The sequence below is a fragment of the Sphingomonas sp. JC676 genome (assembly GCF_014489075.1).
Classification (GTDB): domain Bacteria; phylum Pseudomonadota; class Alphaproteobacteria; order Sphingomonadales; family Sphingomonadaceae; genus Sphingomonas.
Window position 1 is genome coordinate 406,010 of the sequence record NZ_JACTGR010000003.1, and the last position, 22,684, is coordinate 428,693.

General features: G+C 66.4%; 19 protein-coding genes. 10 read left to right on the forward strand and 9 right to left on the reverse strand.

What is annotated here, in order from left to right; all coding sequences use genetic code 11:
* Positions 1-60: 60 nt before the first annotated feature.
* A complete protein-coding gene (locus tag IAG41_RS12550) occupies positions 61-1,353 on the forward strand; it encodes a homoserine dehydrogenase (protein WP_187728965.1) in 1,293 nt (430 codons plus the stop codon).
* Here IAG41_RS12550 and IAG41_RS12555 read toward each other — a convergent pair whose 3' ends face one another.
* Entirely contained in the window at positions 1,354-1,734 is a 381-nt protein-coding gene (locus IAG41_RS12555; protein WP_187728966.1) for a hypothetical protein, read from the reverse strand.
* A 113-nt stretch (positions 1,735-1,847) separates the two neighbouring features.
* Between IAG41_RS12555 and glpX the strand changes: the two genes are divergently transcribed.
* Genes glpX through IAG41_RS12570 form a run of 3 tightly spaced genes read left to right on the forward strand, consistent with a single transcriptional unit; the run spans position 1,848 to position 5,456 of the window.
* Complete coding sequence (gene glpX / locus IAG41_RS12560) at positions 1,848-2,819, forward strand: class II fructose-bisphosphatase (protein WP_187729153.1); 972 nt, start codon at positions 1,848-1,850, stop codon at positions 2,817-2,819.
* Positions 2,819-3,556, forward strand: a complete 738-nt coding sequence (locus IAG41_RS12565) for a CPBP family intramembrane glutamic endopeptidase (RefSeq protein WP_187728967.1) — start codon at positions 2,819-2,821, stop codon at positions 3,554-3,556. The genes glpX and IAG41_RS12565 overlap by 1 nt, the downstream gene beginning before the upstream one ends.
* Before the next feature lie 52 nt (positions 3,557-3,608).
* Positions 3,609-5,456, forward strand: a complete 1,848-nt coding sequence (locus tag IAG41_RS12570; RefSeq protein WP_187728968.1) for a CocE/NonD family hydrolase — start codon at positions 3,609-3,611, stop codon at positions 5,454-5,456.
* A gap of 264 nt (positions 5,457-5,720) precedes the next feature.
* On the opposite strand, the gene IAG41_RS12575 is transcribed toward IAG41_RS12570, so the two are convergent.
* Together IAG41_RS12575 and IAG41_RS12580 are read right to left on the reverse strand one after the other, a co-directional pair.
* Positions 5,721-6,899, reverse strand: a complete 1,179-nt coding sequence (locus IAG41_RS12575) for a calcium-binding protein (protein WP_187728969.1) — start codon at positions 6,897-6,899, stop codon at positions 5,721-5,723.
* A gap of 217 nt (positions 6,900-7,116) precedes the next feature.
* On the reverse strand, positions 7,117-7,713 hold the full coding sequence (locus tag IAG41_RS12580; RefSeq protein ID WP_187728970.1) for a CGNR zinc finger domain-containing protein: 597 nt from the start codon (positions 7,711-7,713) through the stop codon (positions 7,117-7,119).
* A gap of 71 nt (positions 7,714-7,784) precedes the next feature.
* On the opposite strand from IAG41_RS12580, the gene IAG41_RS12585 reads away from it, so the two are divergent.
* Positions 7,785-8,291: a lipocalin-like domain-containing protein gene (locus IAG41_RS12585; protein ID WP_222950669.1), complete on the forward strand. Its 507-nt coding sequence runs from the start codon at positions 7,785-7,787 to the stop codon at positions 8,289-8,291.
* 7 nt (positions 8,292-8,298) lie between these two features.
* Entirely contained in the window at positions 8,299-9,138 is an 840-nt protein-coding gene (locus IAG41_RS12590; protein WP_222950670.1) for an SDR family oxidoreductase, read from the forward strand.
* A gap of 43 nt (positions 9,139-9,181) precedes the next feature.
* Here IAG41_RS12590 and IAG41_RS12595 read toward each other — a convergent pair whose 3' ends face one another.
* From IAG41_RS12595 to IAG41_RS12615, 5 genes are all read right to left on the reverse strand, one after another.
* On the reverse strand, positions 9,182-9,952 hold the full coding sequence (locus IAG41_RS12595; protein WP_187728971.1) for an ABC transporter permease: 771 nt from the start codon (positions 9,950-9,952) through the stop codon (positions 9,182-9,184).
* Positions 9,949-10,899, reverse strand: a complete 951-nt coding sequence (locus IAG41_RS12600; RefSeq protein ID WP_187728972.1) for an ABC transporter ATP-binding protein — start codon at positions 10,897-10,899, stop codon at positions 9,949-9,951. Before IAG41_RS12600 ends, IAG41_RS12595 begins: the two co-directional genes overlap by 4 nt.
* Positions 10,900-10,965: 66 nt before the next feature.
* Positions 10,966-11,739 carry a DsbA family protein gene (locus IAG41_RS12605; protein WP_187728973.1) on the reverse strand — a complete coding sequence of 258 codons (774 nt, stop codon included), beginning with the start codon at positions 11,737-11,739 and terminating at the stop codon, positions 10,966-10,968.
* Positions 11,736-13,118, reverse strand: coding sequence for a M48 family metalloprotease (locus IAG41_RS12610; protein ID WP_187729156.1), 1,383 nt, complete (start codon positions 13,116-13,118; stop codon positions 11,736-11,738). The genes IAG41_RS12605 and IAG41_RS12610 overlap by 4 nt, the downstream gene beginning before the upstream one ends.
* Before the next feature lie 105 nt (positions 13,119-13,223).
* Positions 13,224-15,869, reverse strand: a complete 2,646-nt coding sequence (locus IAG41_RS12615; RefSeq protein WP_262408642.1) for a ribonuclease E/G — start codon at positions 15,867-15,869, stop codon at positions 13,224-13,226.
* 534 nt (positions 15,870-16,403) lie between these two features.
* Here IAG41_RS12615 and IAG41_RS12620 point away from each other — a divergent pair.
* From IAG41_RS12620 to IAG41_RS12635, 4 genes are all read left to right on the forward strand, one after another.
* Positions 16,404-17,606, forward strand: coding sequence for an N-acetylmuramoyl-L-alanine amidase (locus IAG41_RS12620; RefSeq protein WP_316251153.1), 1,203 nt, complete (start codon positions 16,404-16,406; stop codon positions 17,604-17,606).
* Between the two features lie 117 nt (positions 17,607-17,723).
* Positions 17,724-20,234 (forward strand): penicillin-binding protein 1A, encoded by a 2,511-nt coding sequence (locus tag IAG41_RS12625; RefSeq protein WP_187728975.1) that lies wholly within the window; start codon positions 17,724-17,726, stop codon positions 20,232-20,234.
* A gap of 70 nt (positions 20,235-20,304) precedes the next feature.
* Complete coding sequence (gene prfB / locus IAG41_RS12630; RefSeq protein ID WP_187728976.1) at positions 20,305-21,432, forward strand: peptide chain release factor 2; 1,128 nt, start codon at positions 20,305-20,307, stop codon at positions 21,430-21,432.
* Positions 21,429-22,202, forward strand: a complete 774-nt coding sequence (locus IAG41_RS12635) for a class I SAM-dependent methyltransferase (RefSeq protein WP_222950671.1) — start codon at positions 21,429-21,431, stop codon at positions 22,200-22,202. Before prfB ends, IAG41_RS12635 begins: the two co-directional genes overlap by 4 nt.
* On the opposite strand, the gene IAG41_RS12640 is transcribed toward IAG41_RS12635, so the two are convergent.
* Positions 22,185-22,604, reverse strand: coding sequence for a JAB domain-containing protein (locus IAG41_RS12640; RefSeq protein WP_262408643.1), 420 nt, complete (start codon positions 22,602-22,604; stop codon positions 22,185-22,187). The genes IAG41_RS12635 and IAG41_RS12640 overlap by 18 nt on opposite strands.
* Positions 22,605-22,684: the final 80 nt, after the last annotated feature.

Consider the following 22,684-nt stretch of genomic DNA (forward strand, 5'->3'; position numbering starts at 1 on the left):
GTTTAGCGGCGGACGGGGCTCGATGCCCCGGCCGCCGCTTCCACCAGAACGGGGGCTGCATTGACCGAACCACTACGCGTTGCATTGGCTGGCCTGGGCACCGTCGGCGGCGGGGTTATCCGCGTGCTCGATGCGAACGGCGAACTGATCGCACGGCGTGCCGGTCGGCCGATCGAAGTGGTCGCAGTCTCGGCGCGCGACCGCACCAAGGATCGCGGCGTCGACCTTTCCCGCTTCGACTGGGTCGATGACACGGCCGCCCTGGCGCATCATGAAAAGGCTGACGTGGTGGTCGAGCTGATCGGCGGATCGGACGGCCCCGCGCTCGCCCTCGCCCGCTCGACCTTCGCGCAGGGCAAGAGCTTCGTCACCGCCAACAAAGCGATGATCGCGCATCACGGGCTCGAGCTCGCCCGCGCCGCCGAAGCCGCCAATGTCGCGCTCAAGTTCGAAGCCGCGGTCGCGGGCGGCGTACCTGTCGTTAAGGGCCTGCGCGAGGGCGCTGCGGCGAATGTGATCGCCCGCGTTTATGGCATCCTCAACGGCACCTGCAATTTCATCCTGTCAAAGATGGAAGCCGAGGGCCGCGACTTCGCCGATATCCTCGCCGAGGCGCAGCGGCTGGGCTATGCCGAGGCCGATCCGACCTTCGACATCGACGGCATCGACGCCGCGCACAAGCTCTCGATTCTCGCCAGCCTCGCGTTCGGCACCCAGCCAGCGTTCGACGATCTCAGCGCCGCCGGCATCCGCCACGTCATCGCCGCCGACATCGCCGAGGCCGCGGCACTCGGCTATCGCGTGCGCCTGCTCGGCGTCGCCGATGCCGGCCCGCACGGCCTGTTCCAGCGCGTCCATCCGCATCTCGTGCCGGTCAGCCACCCGCTGGCGCATGTCGTCGGATCGACCAATGCCGTCGTCGCCGAGGGCAATTTCGTCGGCCGGCTGCTGTTCCAGGGCGCCGGCGCCGGCGACGGCCCCACCGCCTCCGCCGTGGTCGCGGACCTCATCGACATCGCCCGCGGCGAATTCGGCCCGCCCTATGCGATGCCCGCCGACGCGCTCGCGGCACAGCCTCCCGCCGACAGCGGCGAGCGCCGCGGCCGCGCCTATGTCCGCTTCACCGTGGTCGACAAGGTCGGCGTGCTCGCCGAGATCGCCGCGGCAATGCGCGACGCCGGCGTCTCCATCGAGAGCCTGATCCAGCGCGGCGTGATGCCCGACGGCAGCGTGCTCGTCGCCATCGTCACCCATGAGGGGCCCGAGCGCAGCGTCGCCCAAGCACTGGACAAGCTGCGCGGCTCGTCCAGCCTGGCCGGCGAGCCGATGTGGATGCACATCCTGGACGATTGATCAGGGCGCCAGCGGACGCTCCGAAGTGTGCGTGCCGCCACCGCTATCGACCGTGACCCCCACGCCCACCGAGCCGCATCGGGCCATGAAGGCGCCCTTGCCGCAGGGCGCGAACCCTGCCGCGTCGCTGCTGAGGAGGTAATTCAGCCGTTCGCCCGAAGCCTCGCGTCCCGCGCTCGAGGTAATGAGCGGCACGCGATACCGGTCCGCATCGCGCCGGGCGCACACCACGATTTCGTTCTCATCCGCGGCCCGAGTGCAGGGAACGTCGGCGCGGGTCTTTTCGCGATACGCCTTCAGCGCCGCCTCGATGCTGACATCCTGGGCAAGCAGCAGAAGCACCGGTAGCAGCATGGGCAGGTCCCGAATCGCGAGATTCATACGCTAGCGCAACGATGTGGCGGAAATAGGAAAGACCTGACAACGTTAGCATGGTCGACATCAACGAGCGCGCCGCCTATCGCCGCGACGAAATCATAGAGGCTTTCCACGACATGCAGCAGACCGCCAGCCACATGCTCGACCGCGTCCTCGTGCTCGAGATGGTGCGTGTAACCGAAGCCGCGGCGATCGCCGCCTCCACCCTGGTCGGGCGCGGCGATGAGAAGGCCGCGGACCATGCCGCGGTCGAGGCGATGCGCGACGCCCTCAACAAGCTCTATCTCGACGGCACCGTGGTGATCGGTGAGGGCGAGCGTGACGAGGCGCCGATGCTGTTCATCGGCGAGAAGGTCGGCGCCGCACAGGGCAAGGGGCCCAAGATCGACATCGCCCTCGATCCGCTCGAAGGCACCACGATCTGCGCCAAGGCCGGCCCCAACGCGCTGGCGGTGCTCGCGGTCGCCGAGCAGGGCGGTCTGCTCAACGCCCCCGACGTCTATATGGACAAGATCGCGGTCGGCCCGGGCTATCCCGAGGGTGTGATCGACCTCAACCGGACGCCGACCGAGAACGTGCACGCAATCGCCGCCGCCAAGGGCGTCGCGCCGCACGAGATCATCGCCTGCGTGCTCGATCGCCCGCGCCACGAGGCGCTGATCGCCGAGCTGCGCACGATCGGTTGCGGTGTCGTGTTGATCGGTGACGGCGATGTCGCCGGCGTTATCGCGACGACCAATCCCGACACGACGATCGACGTCTATATGGGCACCGGCGGCGCACCCGAAGGGGTGCTCGCCTGCGCGGCTCTGCGCTGCGTCGGCGGACAGTTTAAGGGCCGGCTGCTGTTCCGCAACGACGACGAGCGCGGCCGCGCGCGCAAATGGGGCATCGAGGATCTCGACAAGGTCTATGACCTGACCGAGCTCGCCAAGGGCGACTGCATCTTCGCCGCCACCGGCGTGACCGACGGCTCGCTGCTCCAGGGCGTCAAGCGCATGAAGGGCAAGATGACCACCGAGAGCGTCGTCATGCGCGCGAGCTCGGGCACGGTGCGCTGGGTGAAGGGCGAGCACCGGATCGGCTGATGCTGCTCGCCGCGCTGCTGCTTGCGGTGGCGATCGGCGCCTACGCGCATTTCGTGCGGCATGACGCGAGGGTCTTCTCCCGCTTCAAGACGGTGACCGAAACGCAGGCACGCCAGCGCGTTTTCCTGCGCTGGACGTGGCAGGCCGCGGCTTATTTCCTCGGCATGCCTCTGATCGGGCTCGCGCTGCTCGGACGGATCGAGGCGCTATGGTCCTTCCCCGCCGAATTCGCCCCGGCGGCGACGGATATGCCCGAGATCGGCGATATGTCGGCCGGCTTTATCGGTGCGCTGGCTGGAGCGGTATTCGCCGGAGGCGTGATCGGCGGCGTCCTGGCGTCGCGCAGGCGCAAGCCCGCCAAACCACGCAAGGCGATCGACATCGACGCGATGATCCCGCGCAACCGCGCCGAGACCCTGCGCGTCGCGTTGCTCGGAGCGAATGCCGCGCTCACCGAGGAAGTCTGCTTCCGGCTCTATATCCCGCTCCTCTTCATGCCGCTCGGGGCCAGCCCCTGGATCGGCTTCGGGGCGGCGGCGCTGCTGTTCGGGGCGATGCACCGCTACCAGGGCTGGCTGGGCGTGGTCTTGACGAGCCTACTCGGCATGATGTTCGCCTTCGCCTATCTCGCCTCCGGCGGCCTTGCACTACCGATCCTTCTCCATCTGCTGCTCAACTGGAACGGGCTGATCCTCCGCCCCATGATCAAGGCGCTGGCCTCGCGCCGCGCCGATTGACAGGCGGCGCGGCCCCCCTTCTAGTCCGCGCCAAACTCGGATGGAGGATCGCATGAAGAAGCGGATGTTGGTTGTTCTGGCGCTGAGCACCGCCGCCCTGCCGCTGACATCGGCCCCCGCCCGCCAAGGCCAGACTGCCCCGTCCGAATCGCCCTTCATCCTCGAAGAGGCGATGATCCCGATGCGCGACGGGGCCAAGCTCCACACCGTGATCCTGCGTCCGCGCAACCAGACTGGTCCGTTACCGATCATGTTTGGCCGCACGCCCTATGGCACGTCGAACCAAGCGCCCCGCTCCATTCCCGCGAGCTGGGCGGCGCTGGCGAAGGACGGCTATATCTTCGTCAACCAGGACATGCGCGGCCGCTTCACCTCCGAAGGCGGCCCCTTCACGCTCTCGACCGAGATCAAGACCGGCAAGGGCGCGGTCGACGAAGCCACCGACGCCTATGATTCGATCGACTGGCTGGTGAAGCATGTCGCCAACAACAACGGCAAGGTTGGGATGTTCGGCGTGTCGTACCCCGGCTTCGCCGCCGCGGCGGCGCTTGCCCGGCCGCATCCCGCGCTGAAGGCGGTCAGCCCGCAGGCGGCGTGGATCGATTACTGGATGAACGACGACCTGCACCGCTACGGCGCGATGCGGCTCACCTATGCCACCGACTGGGTCTCCAGCCTGCAGATGGCCAAGGACAATTGGGAATTCCCGTACGACCGCTTCGATACCTACCAGTGGTTCCTCGAGGCTGGTTCGCCCGCCGATATCGAAGCAAAGTACTTCAAGGGCGGATCGCCGCGCTACCGGGAGATGATCGATCATCCCGACTATGACGATCACTGGAAGAAGCAGCGCTGGTCCGACAGCCTGAAGCGCACCACCGTCCCGACCCTCAACGTCGCCGGCTATTGGGACCAGGAGGATCCCTGGGGCAGCTGGAAGATCTTCGAGAAGCAGAAGCAGGACGATCCCAAGGGCCTGTCGCTGATGGTCGCCGGCCCCTGGGCGCACGGCACCTGGCGCTCGCCCGCCAATGCGCTGGGCCGCATCCCGTTCGGCGTCGACAGCGGCACCCAGTTCATGGAGCAGGTCGAGGCGCCCTTCTTCGCCTATTGGCTGCACGGCAAGGGCACCAAGCCCGACTATGCGCTCAAGAGCTTCCAGAGCGGATCTTGGCAGTGGAAGACCTATGCCAAATATCCGCTGCCCGAGGCCAAGGCGACCAGCCTCTATCTGCACGCCAACGGATCGCTGAGCTTCGACGCGCCGGCGGCGGGCGAGGCGTGCCGCGACTATGTCTCCGATCCCGCGCGGCCGGTGCCGTTCCGGGTGCATCCGATGTCCGCCACCTATGCGACGCCCGACTGGCGCTGGTGGGAAGCGGAGGACCAGCGCTTCGTCGACGATCGGCCCGACGTGCTCAGCTATGCCAGCGCACCGCTCGATGCCGACCTAACGATCACCGGCAATGTCGCCGCCAAGCTGATGGCTTCGACCAGCGGCACCGACAGCGATTTCGTGGTCAAGCTGATCGACGTCTTTCCGGAGGACTATGAGCAGACCGGCCGCCAGCCCGGCGCCTATGCCAGATCGCTGAACGGCTATGAGCTGCCCATCGCGATGGAGATCCGGCGCGGCCGCTATCTCCAGTCGTTCGAGAAAGCGACGCCGCTGGTGCCGAACCAGGTAATCGCATGGGACGTGCCGCTCAGGGACCACGACCATGTCTTCAAGAAGGGCCACCGGCTGATGGTCCAGGTCCAGTCGAGCTGGTTCCCGGTGATCGACCGCAACCCGCAAAAATTCGTGCCGAACATCTACAAGGCGAAGCCCGAGGACTATCAGAAGGCGACGCAGAAGGTGTGCTCAGGCTCGGCGGTGATGCTGCCGGTGGTCAAATAGCGGCCGGCCGGGCCGAATCGGCGTGCGATTCGGCGCTTCCGTGCTCTGCAGACTAAAATCGTAAAAAATCCGTGGCTTTTTCCGATTCCGGGCCACGATCGGTCGGCGCCAAGTTGACACGGTTGACACCTACTATGCGGAAAAACATTCCTCCCCGGAATTCCGCGCTTTTGGTGACCTCGACGATAAGAAAGAGCCGGCCGGAGGATTGCAGGCGAAATCCTACATTCCAAGCCTCCGCGCCGCCCCCCAGATCGCGCAGGTTCAGGTGAAGATGAAATCGGCGGCTGTGATGCTATGAGCAGTCAGCGTGCCCGATGGATCGGCAAGGTCGATGTGGAACGCCACGCCTGCCGAGGTGACGACATCCACGCTGACATCGCCGTTGGCTAGGTCGTGCGCAAAGACCGTGCCCGCCTGCCCGCCGCTCTTGAATGCGGTGACGCCCAACTTCTCCAGCACGATCTTGTCGATCCCGTCCTGGAAGTCCTCGATGCGGTCGCCGCCGTCGAGCGCACCGGCGCCCTTGAAGATGAACCAGTCCGCCCCGGCATCGCCCCAGAGCTGATCCGCGCCCAGTTCGCCGAACAATTTGTCGACGCCCGTACCGCCATGGATCCGGTCCGCGCCGTCGCCGCCGAGCATGTAATCGTCGCCGTCGCCGCCGAACATCTGGTCGTTGCCGGCCTCGCCATTCATGTTGTCGGCGTCGTTGCCGCCCTCCATGTAATCGTTGCCCGCACCGGCCTGCAGATTGTCGCGCCCGTCGCCGCCGAGCAGCACGTCCGCGCCGTTCTCGGCCGAGAGGATGTCGTCGCCGGCATTGCCTTCGAGCCAATTGTCGCCGTCGCCGCCATCGACCCGGTCATTGCCGTCGCCGCCATAGACATGGTCGTTGCCCGACTGGCCCTTGAGCTTGTCATTGCCGCCTTCGCCATAGATGGTGTCATTGCCCGCGCCGCCGCCGACCGCCTGGGTGGTCAACAGTCCCGTCGCGGGATTGATCTCGTTGAGGAAGCCGTCGTCGCCCGCGCCGGCATAGATGATGTCGTCGCCAAAGCCGCCATCGATATAGTCGCGGCCATCGCCGGCGTAGATGGTGTCGTTGCCGGCATCGCCGAGAATCTGGTCGTGCCCGATCCCGCCGTCGATGTAATCGTCATTGTCGCCACCGGAGATGATGTCGTTGCCGTCGGCGCCGATCAGCCGGTCGTTGCCCACGCCGCCATCAAGCCGGTCATTGCCATTCTCGCCGTAGAGATAGTCGGCGCCGGCCCCGCCGATCAGATAGTCATTGCCGTCGCCGCCATAGATGTCGTCGTCGCCGTTGCCGCCGTTGACCTGATCTGCGCCCGCCTTGGCGAGAATCAGATCGTTCAGGCTCGTGCCCTGAATGATATCGCCATTCAGCGTGCCCTGAATCGTATTTGCGAAAGTCCTCATGTCCACCCGCTCTATGCTCAACCATTAACCCGCCGAACGGCTCTTCAGGAGGAGCCCGCTTCAACAAGGAGTACTTCCAACCGACAACCGTCCCGAAGGCCATAGGCTTTCGATCACTGGAGCACAGGGCGAGGCGGGCCGAAGCCGGGGCCTGAAAGGAAAATGTGGTCTGTCCGTTAACCCCCATTCCCGGACGTGCAGAGACGGCCCATCGGGGTCACGTACCGGACGGCGACTCGCGCTTGCGCCGCCGAAACTCCGCCACCTTGGCTTTGTTGCCGCAGGCGGACATCGAGCACCAACGGCGATCGCCCGAACGCGAGGTATCGACGAAGAAGATCGTACATGTCGATGACTGGCATTGACGGATGTGCGCGGCGTTCTCGCCGCCGAACAGATGCACCGCCTCTCTCGCCAGGAACGACAACAGCCCTGCGACCGATCCATCCATCGCCACACTGCCGTCCGCGCGCAGCACCGGAGCCGCGGCAGGAGCCGCAGCAATCCGGTTGAGCACGTCACGCGCATCGGCGTCGAGAGCCGCCCCCCCCAAGCCGCCGGCAAGAACGAAGATCGCTTCCCGCAAGGCGCGCGCTGTCGCCAAGTCCGCCTCGGCCGCACCAGGCGACGACTTCACCAGCCCTGCCGATACCAGCCAGCGGTCGAGATCTACCGGCGCTGCCAGCAACTCGCGCGGTGCGGGCTTCAGTCTGGCCTGAAGCGTCGCTGCCAGATCGATAGCGGCGCTGCCGCCCCGGAACCGAAAGCCGTCCCGGTCCTCAGGGAGGGAAACCGCCGCGCGATGTTTTGACATGTAACCTCATTGACAGGTTTCCAAAGATGGCACAATAGTAACCTATCAATAGGGTTACACAGGAGATTCTCGTGAGCTATCGTGTCCCGTTTGCCTGTATCGCAGCTTCGCTTCTCGCCGGCGCCGCACCAGCGCAGTCCCCGGAAAGCCTCGTATCGCTCCAGGGCACGTGGGAGATGGTCTCCGCCTACGAAATCAAGGCCGATGGCACGCGGTCGACTAATTATGGCGAGCATCCACTCGGCCTCCTGACGGTCGATGCGGCGCACCGGTACAACATGCAGATTTTCAGGGTCGGCCGGCCTGCCTTCGCCAGTGGCGACAAGGCGCGCGGAACGCCGGAGGAGTACCGGCAGGCGGTCGTGGGATCGAGCACCCACTTCGGCACCGTCACGATCGACAGTGCCAAGCACCAACTCGTGTTCGACGTGAAAGCCGCCTCCTTTCCCAATTGGGAAGGCAAGCGGCAGGTGCGCGACTACACCTTCAAGGACGGCCTCCTGAGCTACGCCGTTCCGGCCAGTGCATCGAGCAGCGGCATCGTCGCTTACTCGATCTGGCGCCGCGTCGCGCCGTGAAGAGATCATGATCGAAGACTTTGCGAGTCCGGCATGGGCTGAACACCACGCCCGGGTTTCGACGGACCTCGCTGACCTGTTCGCAGGCCTTCAGCGCCGTCTCAACCGGTTCATGCCGGCCCTTCACCTCCCAAGGGGCACGCAAACGATGGGCAAAATACTTCTGAACCAGACCGTTGTCGTGATCGGAGGCGGCAGCGGTATCGGCGCAGCCGTTGCCGAACTTGCACGCGCGAAGGGCGCTCGCGTCGTTGCGATCAGCCGATCCGGCTTCGCCCCCCAAGGCGTGGAGCCGATCCCGCTCGACGTCTGCGATCTCGAAGCACTTGGCAGCACATTCGCCACAATCGGCCCCATCGACCATCTCGTGCATACGGCAGGCGCGAGAACCGCCGCGATCGCATTACCGCTGCTCGAATGGGACGCCTTGTCTCTGGCGTTCGACATCAAGCTCTTCAGCGCGATTCAAGCCGTCCGAGTGGCACTGCCGCACCTCTCGGCGCAAGCATCGATCACCTTCACCTCGGGCCAGGCGTCCCGCAAATACGGCACCGGCAGCATGGTCAAGGGCGCGGTCAATGCGGCCGTCGATGCGGCTGGCCGCCATTTGGCGAAGGAACTCGCCCCACGTCGCGTCAATGTCATCAGCCCGGGCGTGGTCGACACCCCAATTTGGGGAGAGAATGGGTCCGACGCTCGTCTGGCGTTCCTCACCCGTGTGGCAGCTGCGCTCCCCGTCCAGCGCGTTGGCGCGCCCGAAGATCTGGCCCGCGCCTATCTCTTCGCCATGACCAACGGCTTTGTCACGGGATCGGTAATCGACGTCGATGGCGGGGGTCTTTTGTAGAATGGCGGGGTAGCAGGCAGCCGCGGATCCAGGCGTCTACAGCCTAGTTCTTCAGCCGGTATCCCGTCCGGAAGATCGCGATGATCAACCCCAGGCACAGCGCGAGGAAGGCACCGGTGAAGCCCAGGCTCCACAATATGTCGACATCGCCCTTGCCGAAGAAGCTCCACCGAAAGCCGCTGACCAGATAGACCACCGGATTGAACAGGCTGATCGTGTGCCAGGGCTGGGGCAGCATATCGATCGAGTAGAAGGCACCGCCGAGGAAGGTGAGCGGAGTCACCAGCAGCGCGGGCACGATATTGAGCTGCTCGAAGCCCTTGGCCCAGATGCCGATGATGAAGCCGAACATGCTGAAGGTGATCGAAGTGAGCAGCAGGAAGGCGATCATCGCGATCGGGTGATCGATGCGCAGCGGGACGAACAAGGCCGAAGTAGCGAGGATGATCAGCCCGATCACCACCGATTTGGTCGCCGCCGCACCGACAAAGCCGATCACCAGCTCGACCGCCGAGATCGGCGCCGAGAGCAATTCGAACACCGTGCCGGTGAATTTGGGGAAGTAAATGCCGATCGAGGCATTCGCGATGCTCTGCGTGAGCAGCGAGAGCATGATCAGGCCGGGCACCAGGAAGCTGCCGTAATTCACGTCACCGATCGTCTGGATACGGCTGCCGATCGCGCCGCCGAAGACGATGAAATAGAGCGAGGTGGTGATGACCGGCGTGACGATCGATTGCCAGAGCGTGCGCAAGGTGCGCGCCATCTCGAACTTGTAGATCGCCCAGATGCCGTGGAAATTGATGCCAGTCATGCCGCGGCCCCTTCGTTCGAAGCTTCCCTGTGCTCGACCAGATCGACGAAGATGTCCTCCAGGCTCGACTTGGAGGTGTCGAGATCCTTGAAGCCTAGCCCCAAGTCCGCGAGCTTGCGCAGCAGCGACGGGATGCCGGTGCGTTCGGCCTGCGCGTCGAAGGTGTAGCGCAGGTATCGCCCCTCGTCCTCGAGCGCGAGATGCCATTCGTCGAGCTCAGCGGGAATCGTAGCGAGCGGCTCGACCAGCGACACGACCATCTCGCGCTTGCCGAGCTTCTTCATCAGCGCGGCCTTCTCCTCGACGAGGAGCAGCTGGCCCTTGTTGATGACGCCGACGCGGTCGGCCATCTCCTCGGCCTCTTCGATATAATGCGTGGTCAGGATGATCGTGGTGCCGCGCTCGCGCAGACCGCCGATCATCTTCCACATGTCGCGGCGCAGCGACACATCGACGCCCGCGGTGGGCTCGTCGAGGAACAGGATCTCGGGTTCGTGCGCGAGCGCCTTGGCGATCATCACCCGACGCTTCATGCCGCCCGAGAGCTCCATGATCTTGGAATCGCGCTTGTCCCACAGGGACAGATCCTTGAGGACCCGGTCGAGATGCGCCTGGTCGGGCGCCTTGCCGAACAGCCCGCGCGAGAAGCGCAAGGTCGAGCCGACGGTGGAGAACATGTCGACCGCGATCTCCTGGGGCACCAGGCCGATCCGCGAGCGCGCCTCGCGCGGGGACCGGATCGCGTCATGGCCGTCGACCAGGATCGTGCCGGAACTCGGCGTGACGATGCCGCAGATGATCGAGATCAAAGTGGTCTTGCCGGCGCCGTTGGGGCCGAGCAGCGCGAAGATCTCGCCGCGCTTGATGTCGAGATCGACATGGTCGAGCGCCTTGTGGCCCGAGCCATAGGTCTTGCTGACCTGGCTGACCGAAAGAATGGATTGCATTGGGTGCCCCTGGCCGGAAGGACCCATAACTAGGTGGCCGTTACGCACCCGGCAAGGCGCGGAGGCTTATTTGCTCTTGCGCGCCGCCGCCACGGCCTCGGCCAGACCGGCATAATCGCGCGCGCCGTAGAGCAATTGATCGCCGATCACCCAGCTCGGCGTGCCGGTCATCACCAGCTTCGCGCCGAGCTGGTGATTGGCGGTGATTTCCTTCTCCACCGCTTGGGATTTGATCGCCTTCTGGGCGGCGGCCTTGTCGAGCCCCGCCTTGTCCGCGGCGGCGGCGATGCCCTCGGCGCTGGGTCCGGCGGCATAGAGCGCGTCGTGGAAGGCGCGGAACTTGCCCTGTTCCGCCGCGGCGAGCGCCCAGCGCGCGGCTACGATGCTCTCCTCGCCGAGTACCGCATATTCGCGATAGACGATGCGGACGTTCGGATCCTTGGCGAGCAGTTCGTCGATCCCGGGCAGGCTGGCGCGGCAATAGCCGCAGGCATAGTCCATGAACGCGACGATGGTGACGTCGCCCTTGGGATTGCCCGCCCAGGCGCCGGCATAGGGCGTACGGAGCGCGGTGAGATGCTGGGGTACCGTTTTCTGCGCATCGTCCTGCGCCTTTTGCAGCCGCTGCGTATCGCGCTCCTGCAGGCGAGTCATCGCCTCGGGCAGGATCTCGGGATGCTCGAGGATATAGTTGCGTACGACGGTCTCGATCCTGGCGCGGTCGCCGGCGACGCCCGGCAACGCCGCCTGGATCAGCGCAAACAGCAGTGCGCCGAGCAGCGCGCACGCGACGAACGCGCCGGCCAGCGCCAGCGGGTTGCGCAACAGCTTGTCGATCATTGGAGGTTGCGTCCCCGACCCTTGCGCTTGTCCTCGTCGACCGCGGTCTGCGAGACCATCATGATGTCCTGCGCGCGGATCCAGTCGGACGAGCCCTGGGGCAGCCCCGCCATCGCGGTATGTGCGCTGACCAAAGCGGTGCGGGCATCGCCCATCAGATTGGCGCGCTCGGCGGTGGCCAGTGCGGTGCGCGGCTCGTCGCCCTTTCGCTCATAGACGGTGCCCAGGTTGAACCAGGCGAAGGGGTTCTCGTCGTCGCGCGCCACCGCCTGGCGCAGGATGCGTTCGGCCTCGTCCAAATTGGCCTTGTCCTCGGTCGCGATCAGCGCGTGGCCGAAGGTGGTGGCGATCAGCGGCTGGTTGTTCGAACGCTGGGTCGCTTCGCGCAGTGGCGCGAGCGCTTCGGCGGGCTTGCCTGATTCGAGCAGAATCTGCCCTTCGAGCTCGAGGAAATAGGGATCGTCGGGCGCGGCCTTGACCAGGGCCGCGGTCTCCGCCGCTGCCTGATCGGGATAGCCCGATTTGTGATAGGCATAAGCGCGGGCATAATGCGCGGGCACCGAATTGTCGGTCTTGGGATAGATGCGCAGCGTCACCTCGGGCTCGTTGACATAGCCGCGCAGCTTGGCCTGGACGCGCTTGAAGCGGGCCTCGAGCCCCTTGTCGAGCGGCGCATTCCACGACGGCGCGGCCTGGAGGTCATGCCGCAGCGTCTCGACGCGATCGGCCGACATCGGGTGGGTCTGGGCGAAGGGATCGACCTCGGGATCGGTGGTGTAATAGCCGTAGCGGTGCATCTGGGCGGTCAGCTTGTCGAAGAAGCTGAGCATGCCCTTGCCGGAGACGCCGGCGGTGTTGAGGAACTTGCTGCCGGCGGCGTCGGCCGAGGATTCCTGGACGCGGCTGAAGGCGAGATACTTGCCGATCGCGGCGCGCTGGCCCGCCATCAGGATGCCGGTGCCCGCCTCGGGCGATCCCGCCGCCATCGCCGCGACGCCCAGCAACAGGCTGAGGATCGAGACATTGGTGTAGCCGCCATCGCCCTGGAACACCGCGTGACCGCCGACGATATGGCCGATCTCGTGCGCGATGACGCCCTGGACCTCGTTGGCATTGTCCGCCGCGTCGATCAGGCCCGAATGGACATAGACGATCTGCCCGCCCGCGACGAAAGCGTTGATCGAGCTGTCTTGGATCAGCACCACCTTGGCATTGGCGGGCGACAGGCCGGCCGCCTGGAACAACGGGCGCGCCATATCGGCCAGCAGCGCCTCAGTCTCGGCATCGCGAAGCACCGATTGCGCAGCGGCGGGCTGGGCGGCGAAGCTGGTCAGGCAAAGCAGCGCCAGCATCGTGGCGAGGCGCTTCAGACGCGGCATCATCGACTCAAGACTCCTTGGCCGTACGCTTTCATGGCCCGGCCCTGAACCGGGTGTGAAGGTGCGAGGGGCGCGCGGCAACAAGCCGCGCTCCCCTCGGCATCCTTATGCTCCGAAGGTCCGCTGCCACCAGCCGCGGCGCGGCCCGCCACCTTCGCCATCGGGCGCTTCGCCAGTCTCGGCAGGCGCGAGATCCTGCTCGATCGCGTCCGCGGTTTCGGCAACCGGCTCGGCGGTCAGCGTCTCGGCTTCCGCAGCGACGGCAGCCTTGCGGCGGCTCGCGCGCTTCTTGGGCGCAGGTTCCTCGACGGCGACCGGCTCGGGCTCGGGCGCCGGCGCGGCTTCGACCTCGGCGACAGGCGCTTCGGCTTCGGCGTCGACCTTCTTGCGGCGCGAACGCTTGGGCTTCGGCGCGGGCTCCTCGACCGCTTCGACCACCGGGGCTTCGACCACCGCTTCCGCAACCGGCTCGGCCGGCGCTTCCACATCGGCCTTCTTGCGGCGCGAGCGCTTGGGCTTCGGCGCAGCCTCGGCTTCGACGACCGGCTCGGCTTCCGCCATCTCGGCGACATCGCTCACCGGCTCGGCTTCGCCCTCGGCTGCGGCAACGCCCTCCTCGGTGTTGCCCCGGCGACCGCCACGACGACCGCGGCGACGGCGCTTGCGGCCACGCTCGCCTTCATCAGCGCGCGCTTCCGGAGTCTCGCCCTCGGGACGCTCCTCGCCTTCCTCCTGCTCGGCGGCTTCGCCTTCGGAATCGGAAGTCTCCGAAGCCTCGGTGCTGCCATCGCCCTCACGACCACGGCGGCCACGGCCACGACGGCGGCGGCGGCGCTTGCCGCGGCCTTCACCCTCGCCTTCGTCACGCTCGCCGCGCTCGGCACGCGCCGGACGCTCCGAAGCCTCGGCCTCGGCTTCCAGCTCTTCCTCTTCCTCCTCGATCTCCTCGACATAATCGTCTTCGGGCTCTTCGAGGAGCTGGTCGATCCGAGGCGCATGCGCCGGCGGCGGGCCCGAGGCCTCGACCGACATGCGCGCGCCTTCGAGCTCGCCGTCGGGCGCGACTTCGATCGCCACGCCATAGCGGTCCTCGATCTCGGCGAGCTCCGAACGCTTGCGGTTGAGCACGTAGAAGGCGGCTTCCTGGCTGGCGCGCAGCGTGAGCTGCGAGCCGCGGCCGCGGGCGGCCTCGTCCTCGATGAGACGTAGCGCCGAGAGACCTGCCGACGAGGCGGTGCGGACCAGGCCGGTGCCTTCGCAATGCGGGCACTGGCGGGTGGAGGCTTCGAGCACACCGGTGCGCAGGCGCTGGCGGCTCATTTCCATCAGGCCGAAGGCCGAGATGCGGCCGACCTGGATGCGGGCGCGATCGTTCTTGAGCGCCTCTTTCATCGCCTTCTCGACCTTACGGACATTGGATCCGTGATCCATGTCGATAAAGTCGATGACGACGAGGCCGGCCATGTCGCGCAGGCGCAGCTGGCGGGCGATTTCCTGCGCCGCTTCCAGGTTGGTCTGGGTCGCGGTCTGCTCGATATTGTGCTCGCGGGTCGAACGGCCCGAGTTGATGTCGATCGAGACCAGAGCCTCGGTCGGATTGATCACCAGATAGCCGCCGGACTTCAGCTGGACGACCGGATGGTACATCGCGGCGAGCTGATCCTCGACATGCGCGCGCTGGAACAGCGGCACCGCATCGGCATATTGCTTCACCTTGCGGGCATGGCTGGGCATCAGGAGCTTCATGAAGTCCTTGGCCTGGCGATAGCCTTCCTCGCCCTCGACGATCACCTCGTCGATATCGCGATTATAAATGTCGCGGATCGCCCGCTTGATCAGGTCGCTGTCGCCATAGACGAGCGCGGGCGCCGAGGATTGCAGCGTCGTCTCGCGGATCCCGTCCCACAACCGGGCGAGATAGTCGAAGTCGCGCTTGATCTCGACCTTGGTGCGCTGGAGGCCGGCGGTGCGGACGATGCAGCCCATCGTCGGCGGCAGCTTGAGGTCCGCCATGATGCCCTTGAGGCGCTTGCGATCGGCGGCCGACGAAATCTTGCGCGAGATGCCGCCGCCATGTGCGGTGTTGGGCATCAGCACGCAGTAGCGGCCGGCGAGCGAGAGATAGGTGGTGAGAGCCGCGCCCTTGTTGCCGCGCTCTTCCTTGACGACCTGGACCAGCAGCACCTGGCGGCGGCGGATCACGTCCTGGATCTTGTAGCGGCGGCGCAGGTTCATGCGGCGCTGGCGCAGGGCCTCCGCCTCGTCGCCATTGCCGCCACGCTTGCCGCGGCCACGACCGCGCCCGCGATTGCCCTCGGACGATTCCTCACCCTCAGAAGCCTCGACCTCGCCTTCGCCATCCTCGTCGTCATGCGGAGGCTCGATTACCTCGAAACCGTCCTCATGATCGTGATCATGGTCGTCGTCGCCGTCCTCGTCGCGCAGCGCGGCTTCCTGCGCGGCATGCTCGGCCTCTTCAGCGAGCAGCGCGTCGCGATCTTCCTTGGGGATCTGGTAATAATCGGGATGGATTTCGCTGAAGGCCAGGAAGCCATGGCGATTGCCGCCGTAATCGACGAACGCCGCCTGGAGCGACGGCTCGACGCGGGTGACCTTGGCTAGATAGATATTGCCTTTGAGCTGCTTGCGCTCGGCGGACTCGAAATCAAACTCCTCGATCCGGTTTCCCTTGACGACGGCCACCCGGGTTTCCTCCCGGTGGCGTGCGTCGATCAGCATACGCATGGTCATTTATTATTCTCCAGGCGCGCCGGCCTGAGTCCCGAGGGAGCTGGGGCGCGTGCGCGCGGTATACAATGCGGCCCTGGCCGGCGGCGCCGGCTGCGGTCACGCAGGTTTCAAAAGATGCCGTTGCTGCAAGGGCACGCACGGACCGGCGGTCCGATTGCTCCACCGCCATCCAGCCGCCGGCCGAGGCCAGGCGATGCGGATGGTGGGAAAATTGCCTCATGCGAGCGTCAACCTGAACTGTCGCGGCGAATGTGGCCGCGGAACCATTACGGCGCAAGGCCGGAACCCAAGCTGCGTAGCACCGCATGCACGATGCGGCAACCGGCACAGCGTCTTCGCGCAATTTGTTGTCGAAGCGGTACGATACCGCCGCACACTCTCTACGATCCAACAAGTTAGGACAAGATTAACCATTTCGATTAACCGCGACTTGAAGCCGCGCTCCTATTCCGTCCAGCCTCGGTTCCCGGCGTCGCGAGTGTCTCAATGGTTTTTGGCTGGACCCTTTGCGGGCAGGCGCGGCATAGCGTGCGGGTGCTCTTCCTGCTCGCCCTGCTCTCCGGCTGGCTGACCGGTGCTCCGAGCTGGGCAGGCGTGGTCCAACAGGTGCGCGTGCAGGGCGACCGCGTCGTCGTCACCTTCGATACGCCGGTGCGCGACGCCAGCGCCTTTCTCCTCGCCGGGCCGCAGCGCATCGCGCTCGACATCCAGGGTGCAACGCCCGGCACCAAGACGCTCACCGGCGGCGCGGTCTCGGCGATCCGCCAGGGCGCGCGCGGCGGCGACGGCACGCGCATCGTGTTCGACCTGTCGCGCCCCGCGATCGTCACCGAGGGCAGCTTCGGCTCGGACGGCCGCAAGCTCATCCTGCAGCTGCGCACCGTCGATGATGCCAGCTTCGCGCGCGCCGCGGCCGAGCGCCGCCTGAGCTTCCTGCCGCCGCTCACCTTCCTCCAGCCGGCGCGGCGCCACGCGTACAGCGTCTCGATGGCGATCCCGGCGCGCCTGCCCGCCTCGGCGCTGCCGCACGTCTATGGCGACGCAAGCCGTCCGCTCGTCGTGATCGACGCGGGCCATGGCGGGCACGATCCCGGCGCGGTCTCGCCCTCGGGCGCGCTGCGCGAGAAGGATTTGACGCTCCAGACCGCGCTCGCGATCAAGGACGCGCTGCTCGCCTCGGGGCGGGTCCGCGTCGCACTCACCCGCGAGGACGACCGCTTCCTGGTGCTCCAGGAGCGCTACGGCATCGCCCGGCGGCTCAAGGCCGACCTGTTCATCTCGGTGCATTGCGACAGCGCCGGCAACGAGGAGGCGTCGGGCGCCACTGTCTACACGCTCTCCGAAGTGGCCTCGGACAAGGAAGCCGCGCGGCTCGCGGCGCGCGAGAACAAGGCCGACATCATCTCGGGCGTCGATCTCGGCACCCAGAATGCCGATATCTCGTCGATCCTGATCGATCTCACCCAGCGCGAGACGATGAACATGTCCGCGAGCTTCGCCCGGCTGCTCGGCCGCGAGGCGCAGCCGCTCATTCCGATCAAGGCCAATTACCACCGCATGGCATCGCTGATGGTATTGAAGGCGCCCGACATGCCCTCGGTGCTGTTCGAGACCGGCTATATCTCCAACACGGGCGATGCCGAGTTCCTCGCTTCCGAGGAAGGCCGCAAGAAGGTCGCCGAGAGCGTGCGCAAGGCGGTCGAGATCCATTTCGCCACGCGGCTGGCGGCGCGGTAGAGCGGATCATCCTGCATCCGTCACCCCGGCCCCCGGTGACGAAACGAGGGAGCCCTGCGCCAGCCATCCGATTACCCCGCTGGCATCCCGGCGGAATCTTGCTAAACCGCGCGTCGCATGTCGGACGATGACACTCCCATCACAACGCTGAAGATCAAGCGCGCGCCTGGCGACGGCTTTTTCGCGCGCCTGCGCCGCCGCTGGTGGTTCCGCGTGCTCGCGGTGCTCGCATTGCTCGCCGGGCTGTTCGTCTTCCTGATCTGGCTGTTCATCGCGCGCAACCTGCCGTCGATCGACAAGCTTCGGACGTATGAGCCGCCGCTGCCCACCTATGTGCGCTCGGTCGATGGCCTGCCGGTCCACAGCTATGCGCGCGAGCGGCGCGTCCAGCTCAGCTATGCCGAATATCCGCCGCTGCTGGTCAGGGCCTATATGGCCGCCGAGGACCGCACCTTCTTCGAACATCACGGCCTGGATTTCCCCGGCCTGGTGCGCGCCGCCTTCCAGGGCGTGGTGAGCGGCGAAACGCCGCGCGGCACGTCCACCATCACCCAACAGGTGGCCAAGAACCTGCTCGTCGGCAACGAGACGAGCTATATGCGCAAGCTCAAGGAGGGCATCCTCGCCTGGCGCATGGAGGATACGCTCACCAAGCAGCAGATCATGGAGCTCTATCTCAATTCGATCGAGCTCGGCCGCAACGCCGGCGGGGTCGAGGCGGCGAGCCAGGCCTATTTCGGCAAGGAGCTCGACCAGCTCACTTTACCGCAGATGGCCTATCTGGCGATCCTGCCCAAGGGGCCCTCCAATTACGATCCCGAGCGCCATACCGAGCGCGCGTTGGAGCGGCGCAACTGGGTGCTGGGCCAGATGCTCCAGAACGGGTTCATCGACCAGGCCCAGCACGATTCGGCGGTCGCCGCGCCGCTCGGCACCGTCCCGCGCCAGACGCCCAAGTTCGAGCGCGTCGGCGGTTATTACATGGAAGAGGTCCGCCGCCAGCTGATCGACAAGTTCGGCGAAACCGACAAGGACAGCCCCTATAGCGTCTATTCGGGTGGCCTGTGGGTGCGCACCTCGCTCGATCCCAAGCTCCAGGAATATGCCCAAAAGGCGCTCCGCGACGGCCTGCTCCGCTATGATCGCGGACGCGGCTGGAGCGGGCCGATCGGCCGGGCGGAGATCAAGTCGAGCTGGCAGCAGGCGCTGCTCAACACCAATATCGGCGTCGACTATGAGAATTGGCGCGCGGCGATCGTAATCGACCAGGCCGGTGGCGGCTGGCAGCTCGGCTTCGAAGACGGATCGACGGGCACCCTGCCCGAATCTGCGGCGACGATGCCCGTGCGCGGCCAGGGCGGCGAGGCGTTCGACGCGATCAAGCGCGGCGACATCATCGCGGTCGCGCCCGAGGGCGGCGCTTATGCGCTGCGCAACGTGCCCAAGGTTTCGGGCGGCATGGTGGTCGAGGATCCGCGCACCGGCCGCGTGCTGGCGATGCAGGGCGGGTTCGATTCGCGCCTCCAGGCGTTCAACCGCGCCACCCAGGCGCTGCGCCAGCCGGGATCGACAATCAAGCCGATCGTCTATGCCGCCGCGCTCGAGCAGGGGATGACCCCGGCATCGATCATCGTCGATGGCCCGTTCTGCGTATGGCAGGGCGCGGGGCTCGGCCAGAAATGCTTCCGCAACTTCGGCAACATGCGCGGCGCAGGCCCGCACACGATGCGCTGGGGCATCGAGCAGTCGCGCAACCTGATGACCGTCCAGGCCGCCAACCAGACCGGCATGCCGCACGTCGTCGACATGATCCAGCGGATCGGCGTTTCGAAGGGCAAGTTCCCGCCCTATCTCTCTTATGCGCTGGGCGCGGGCGAGACGACCGTGATGCGGATGGTCAACGCCTATTCGATCCTGGTGAACCATGGCCGCGCGCTCAATCCGACCGTGATCGATTTCGTCCAGAACCGCCGCGGCGAAGTGATCTGGCCCGAGAATTGGCGCGCCTGCGAGGGCTGCAACGCGCCCGATTGGAACGGCGCGTCGATGCCGCGCCCGATCCCGCGCGCGCGCCAGATCGTCGATCCGCTCAGCGCCTATCAGATCGTCCATATCACTGAGGGCGTGATCCAGCGCGGCACCGCCACCGTGCTGCGCGATCTCGATCGCCCGCTGATGGGCAAGACCGGGACAACCTCGGGGCCCACCGATGTGTGGTTCGTCGGCGGCAGCCCGCAGATGCTCGCCGGCCTGTACATGGGCTATGACAGCCCGACCAACCTGGGCGGTTACGCCCAGGGCGGCACGATGGCGGCGCCGATCTTCAAGGAATTTGCGATCCCCGCGTACAAGGATCTGGAGAAGGTCCCCTTCACCGCGCCCGCCGGCATCCGCATGGTCCGCATCGATCGCGCCAGCGGCAAGCCCGTCTATGGCGCCTGGCCCGGCAACGATCCGCTTTCGTCAGTGATCTGGGAAGCGTTCAAGCCCGAGAGCGAGCCGCAGCGCCGTCGCCGCGAAAGCGACGCGGTCCAGGCCGATGCCAAGGCGGTCGAGAAGAAGACCGCACCCCAGGCGGAAAGCCCGGGCGACAGCGATTTCTTGCAACGTGAGGGCGGAATCTACTAGCGCCGCGCCTCCGTCCCTATCTTGATGCCGTGCCCTTGTTGGGCGAACGCGTTTGTTTGGAGAGTAGAAGATGCGCGCCGAAGCGCAGGCCCATGCCGACAAGATCAACGATGCGCTGGCGCTGTTGCGCCGGTCGCTCGATTGGGACCGCGCGCTGCGCCGGCTCGACGAACTGAATGCGCGGGTCGAGGACCCGACTTTGTGGAACGACGCGAAGGCGGCGCAGGACGTCATGCGCGAACGCCGCCGGCTCGACGAGGCGATCGGCGCGACCCGCGCGATCGAGACCGAGCTCAGTGACACCGCCGAGCTGATCGAGATGGCCGAGGCCGAGGGCGACGAGGAGATGGCGAGCGAAGGCACCGCGGCGCTCGCCGCGCTCGCCGCGCGCGCCGACACCGACAAGGTCAAGGCATTGCTCTCGGGCGAGGCCGACCCCAACGACACCTATATCGAGATCAACTCGGGCGCCGGCGGCACCGAGAGCCAGGACTGGGCGGGCATGCTCCAGCGCATGTACACGCGCTGGGCCGAGCGCCACGGCATGAAGGTCGAGCTGATCGACTATCACGCCGGCGAGCAGGCCGGGATCAAGTCGGCGACCCTGCTGATCAAGGGCGAGAACGCTTACGGTTACGCGAAGACCGAGAGCGGCGTGCACCGCCTCGTCCGCATCTCGCCCTATGACAGCGCGGCGCGGCGCCACACCAGCTTCTCGAGCGTGTGGGTCTATCCGGTGATCGACGACAATATCGACATCGAGATCAACGAGAGCGAGCTGCGCATCGACACCTATCGCGCCTCGGGCGCGGGCGGCCAGCACATCAACACGACCGATTCGGCGGTGCGCATCACCCACCTCCCCACCGGCATCGTCGTCCAGTGCCAGAACCAGCGCTCGCAGCACAAGAACAAGGCCGAGGCCTATAACCAGCTCCGCGCCCGCCTCTACGAGCGCGAGCTCGCCGAACGCGAGGCGGTGGCGGACGCGCAGAACGCGACCAAGACCGATATCGGCTGGGGCCACCAGATCCGCTCTTATGTCCTCCAGCCGTACCAGCTGGTGAAGGACCTGCGCACCGGCGTGACCTCGACCGCGCCGGGCGACGTGCTCGACGGCGCGCTCGATCCGTTCATGGCGGCGGCGCTGTCGCAGCGGGTGACCGGCGAGACCGTCGAAGTGGAGGATGTCGATTGATCCGGATCGCGCGGGCGCTGGGGATTGCCGCGACGCTGCTGCTGGCGGCGTGCGACGGTGGGCCCATCGCGACGCGCGACGCGAAGCAGGAGCCGCATACCGGCTTCCCCGCCGCCGACCGGCCCGTGGCGACGATCGTCTCGGCGCGCTGGTCGACCGAGGAAGCGCGCGACCGGCTCAACGAGGCCGGCCAGGTGATGAACCTCGCAAGGATCCAGCCGGGCATGACCGTTGCCGATATCGGCGCCGGCGAAGGCTATTACACGATCCGCCTGGCCCAGCGCGTCGGCGACAAGGGGCGCGTGGTTGCCGAGGACATCGTTCCGGATACGATCGAGAAGCTGGCGACGCGTGTGGTGCGCGAGCGGCTCAACAATGTCAGCGTGCGCCTCGGCCTCCCCGCCGATCCGCGGCTGCCCGAGGCCAGCTTCCACCGCGTGCTGATGGTCCACATGTATCACGAGATCGAATCGCCCTATGAGTTTCTGTGGCGGCTGCGCCCCTCGCTGACGCCCGACGGCCAGGTGGTGGTGGTCGATGCCAACCGCCCGACCGAGCATCACGGCACCCCGCCCGAATTGCTCAAATGCGAGTTCGCCGCGGTCGGCTATGCGCTGGTGGCGATGCGGCCGATGCCGTCGGCGGGCGGTTATCTCGCAATTTTCAAGGCCGAGGGCGAGCGCCCCGAGCCGAGCGCGATCCGCGCCTGCCGCACCGGCAAGACCGCCACGCCGGCGGCGATGGCGACCCAGTCAAAGCAGTCCGAGTAGGCGAAAGCTGGTGATGCCGCCCGCGGCGATCACCAGATGGTCGATCAGCCTGACGCCGAGCGGATCGAGCGCGCGCGCCAGCAAGTGCGTAACCTCGCGGTCAGCGGCGCTCGGTGTCGGATCGCCGCTAGGATGGTTATGCGCCATCACCACCGCGAACGCATCGAGCGCGAGCACGTCCGCCACGATCGCGCGAATCGGCAGCTCGATCCGGTCGATCGCCCCTCTCCCGGCGCGACGGAGCCCGAGCAGCCTTTGATCGCCGGCCAGATAGGCGAACGCCGCCACTTCGGCCGCCTCCCGCGCCAGGTCCGCGAACAGCGCGCCCGCCGCATCCGGATCGGCGATGCGGCGCGGCGGCGCGGCAGGTTTGGGCAACATCATCGCCGCGAAGGGTGGCATCGCCGTCGCTTCGCCCGAAGCCCATCCTCGTCCGATCCGGAGCCGGGTTTGTCCACAACGGAGCAAAGTCCGGCGCTTGG

What these genes read in the sequence shown, in the direction of transcription:
- IAG41_RS12640 (WP_262408643.1), bottom strand. Translation starts at nt 22,604, where the DNA reads ATGCCACCCTTCGCGGCGATGATGTTGCCCAAACCTGCCGCGCCGCCG.
- IAG41_RS12595 (WP_187728971.1), bottom strand. Translation starts at nt 9,952, where the DNA reads ATGACTGGCATCAATTTCCACGGCATCTGGGCGATCTACAAGTTCGAG.
- IAG41_RS12565 (WP_187728967.1), top strand. Translation starts at nt 2,819, where the DNA reads ATGCTGCTCGCCGCGCTGCTGCTTGCGGTGGCGATCGGCGCCTACGCG.
- IAG41_RS12610 (WP_187729156.1), bottom strand. Translation starts at nt 13,118, where the DNA reads ATGCCGCGTCTGAAGCGCCTCGCCACGATGCTGGCGCTGCTTTGCCTG.
- glpX (WP_187729153.1), top strand. Translation starts at nt 1,848, where the DNA reads ATGCAGCAGACCGCCAGCCACATGCTCGACCGCGTCCTCGTGCTCGAG.
- IAG41_RS12625 (WP_187728975.1), top strand. Translation starts at nt 17,724, where the DNA reads ATGTCGGACGATGACACTCCCATCACAACGCTGAAGATCAAGCGCGCG.
- IAG41_RS12570 (WP_187728968.1), top strand. Translation starts at nt 3,609, where the DNA reads ATGAAGAAGCGGATGTTGGTTGTTCTGGCGCTGAGCACCGCCGCCCTG.
- IAG41_RS12590 (WP_222950670.1), top strand. Translation starts at nt 8,299, where the DNA reads ATGATCGAAGACTTTGCGAGTCCGGCATGGGCTGAACACCACGCCCGG.
- IAG41_RS12580 (WP_187728970.1), bottom strand. Translation starts at nt 7,713, where the DNA reads ATGTCAAAACATCGCGCGGCGGTTTCCCTCCCTGAGGACCGGGACGGC.
- prfB (WP_187728976.1), top strand. Translation starts at nt 20,305, where the DNA reads ATGCGCGCCGAAGCGCAGGCCCATGCCGACAAGATCAACGATGCGCTG.
- IAG41_RS12615 (WP_262408642.1), bottom strand. Translation starts at nt 15,869, where the DNA reads ATGACCATGCGTATGCTGATCGACGCACGCCACCGGGAGGAAACCCGG.
- IAG41_RS12575 (WP_187728969.1), bottom strand. Translation starts at nt 6,899, where the DNA reads ATGAGGACTTTCGCAAATACGATTCAGGGCACGCTGAATGGCGATATC.
- IAG41_RS12605 (WP_187728973.1), bottom strand. Translation starts at nt 11,739, where the DNA reads ATGATCGACAAGCTGTTGCGCAACCCGCTGGCGCTGGCCGGCGCGTTC.
- IAG41_RS12555 (WP_187728966.1), bottom strand. Translation starts at nt 1,734, where the DNA reads ATGAATCTCGCGATTCGGGACCTGCCCATGCTGCTACCGGTGCTTCTG.
- IAG41_RS12600 (WP_187728972.1), bottom strand. Translation starts at nt 10,899, where the DNA reads ATGCAATCCATTCTTTCGGTCAGCCAGGTCAGCAAGACCTATGGCTCG.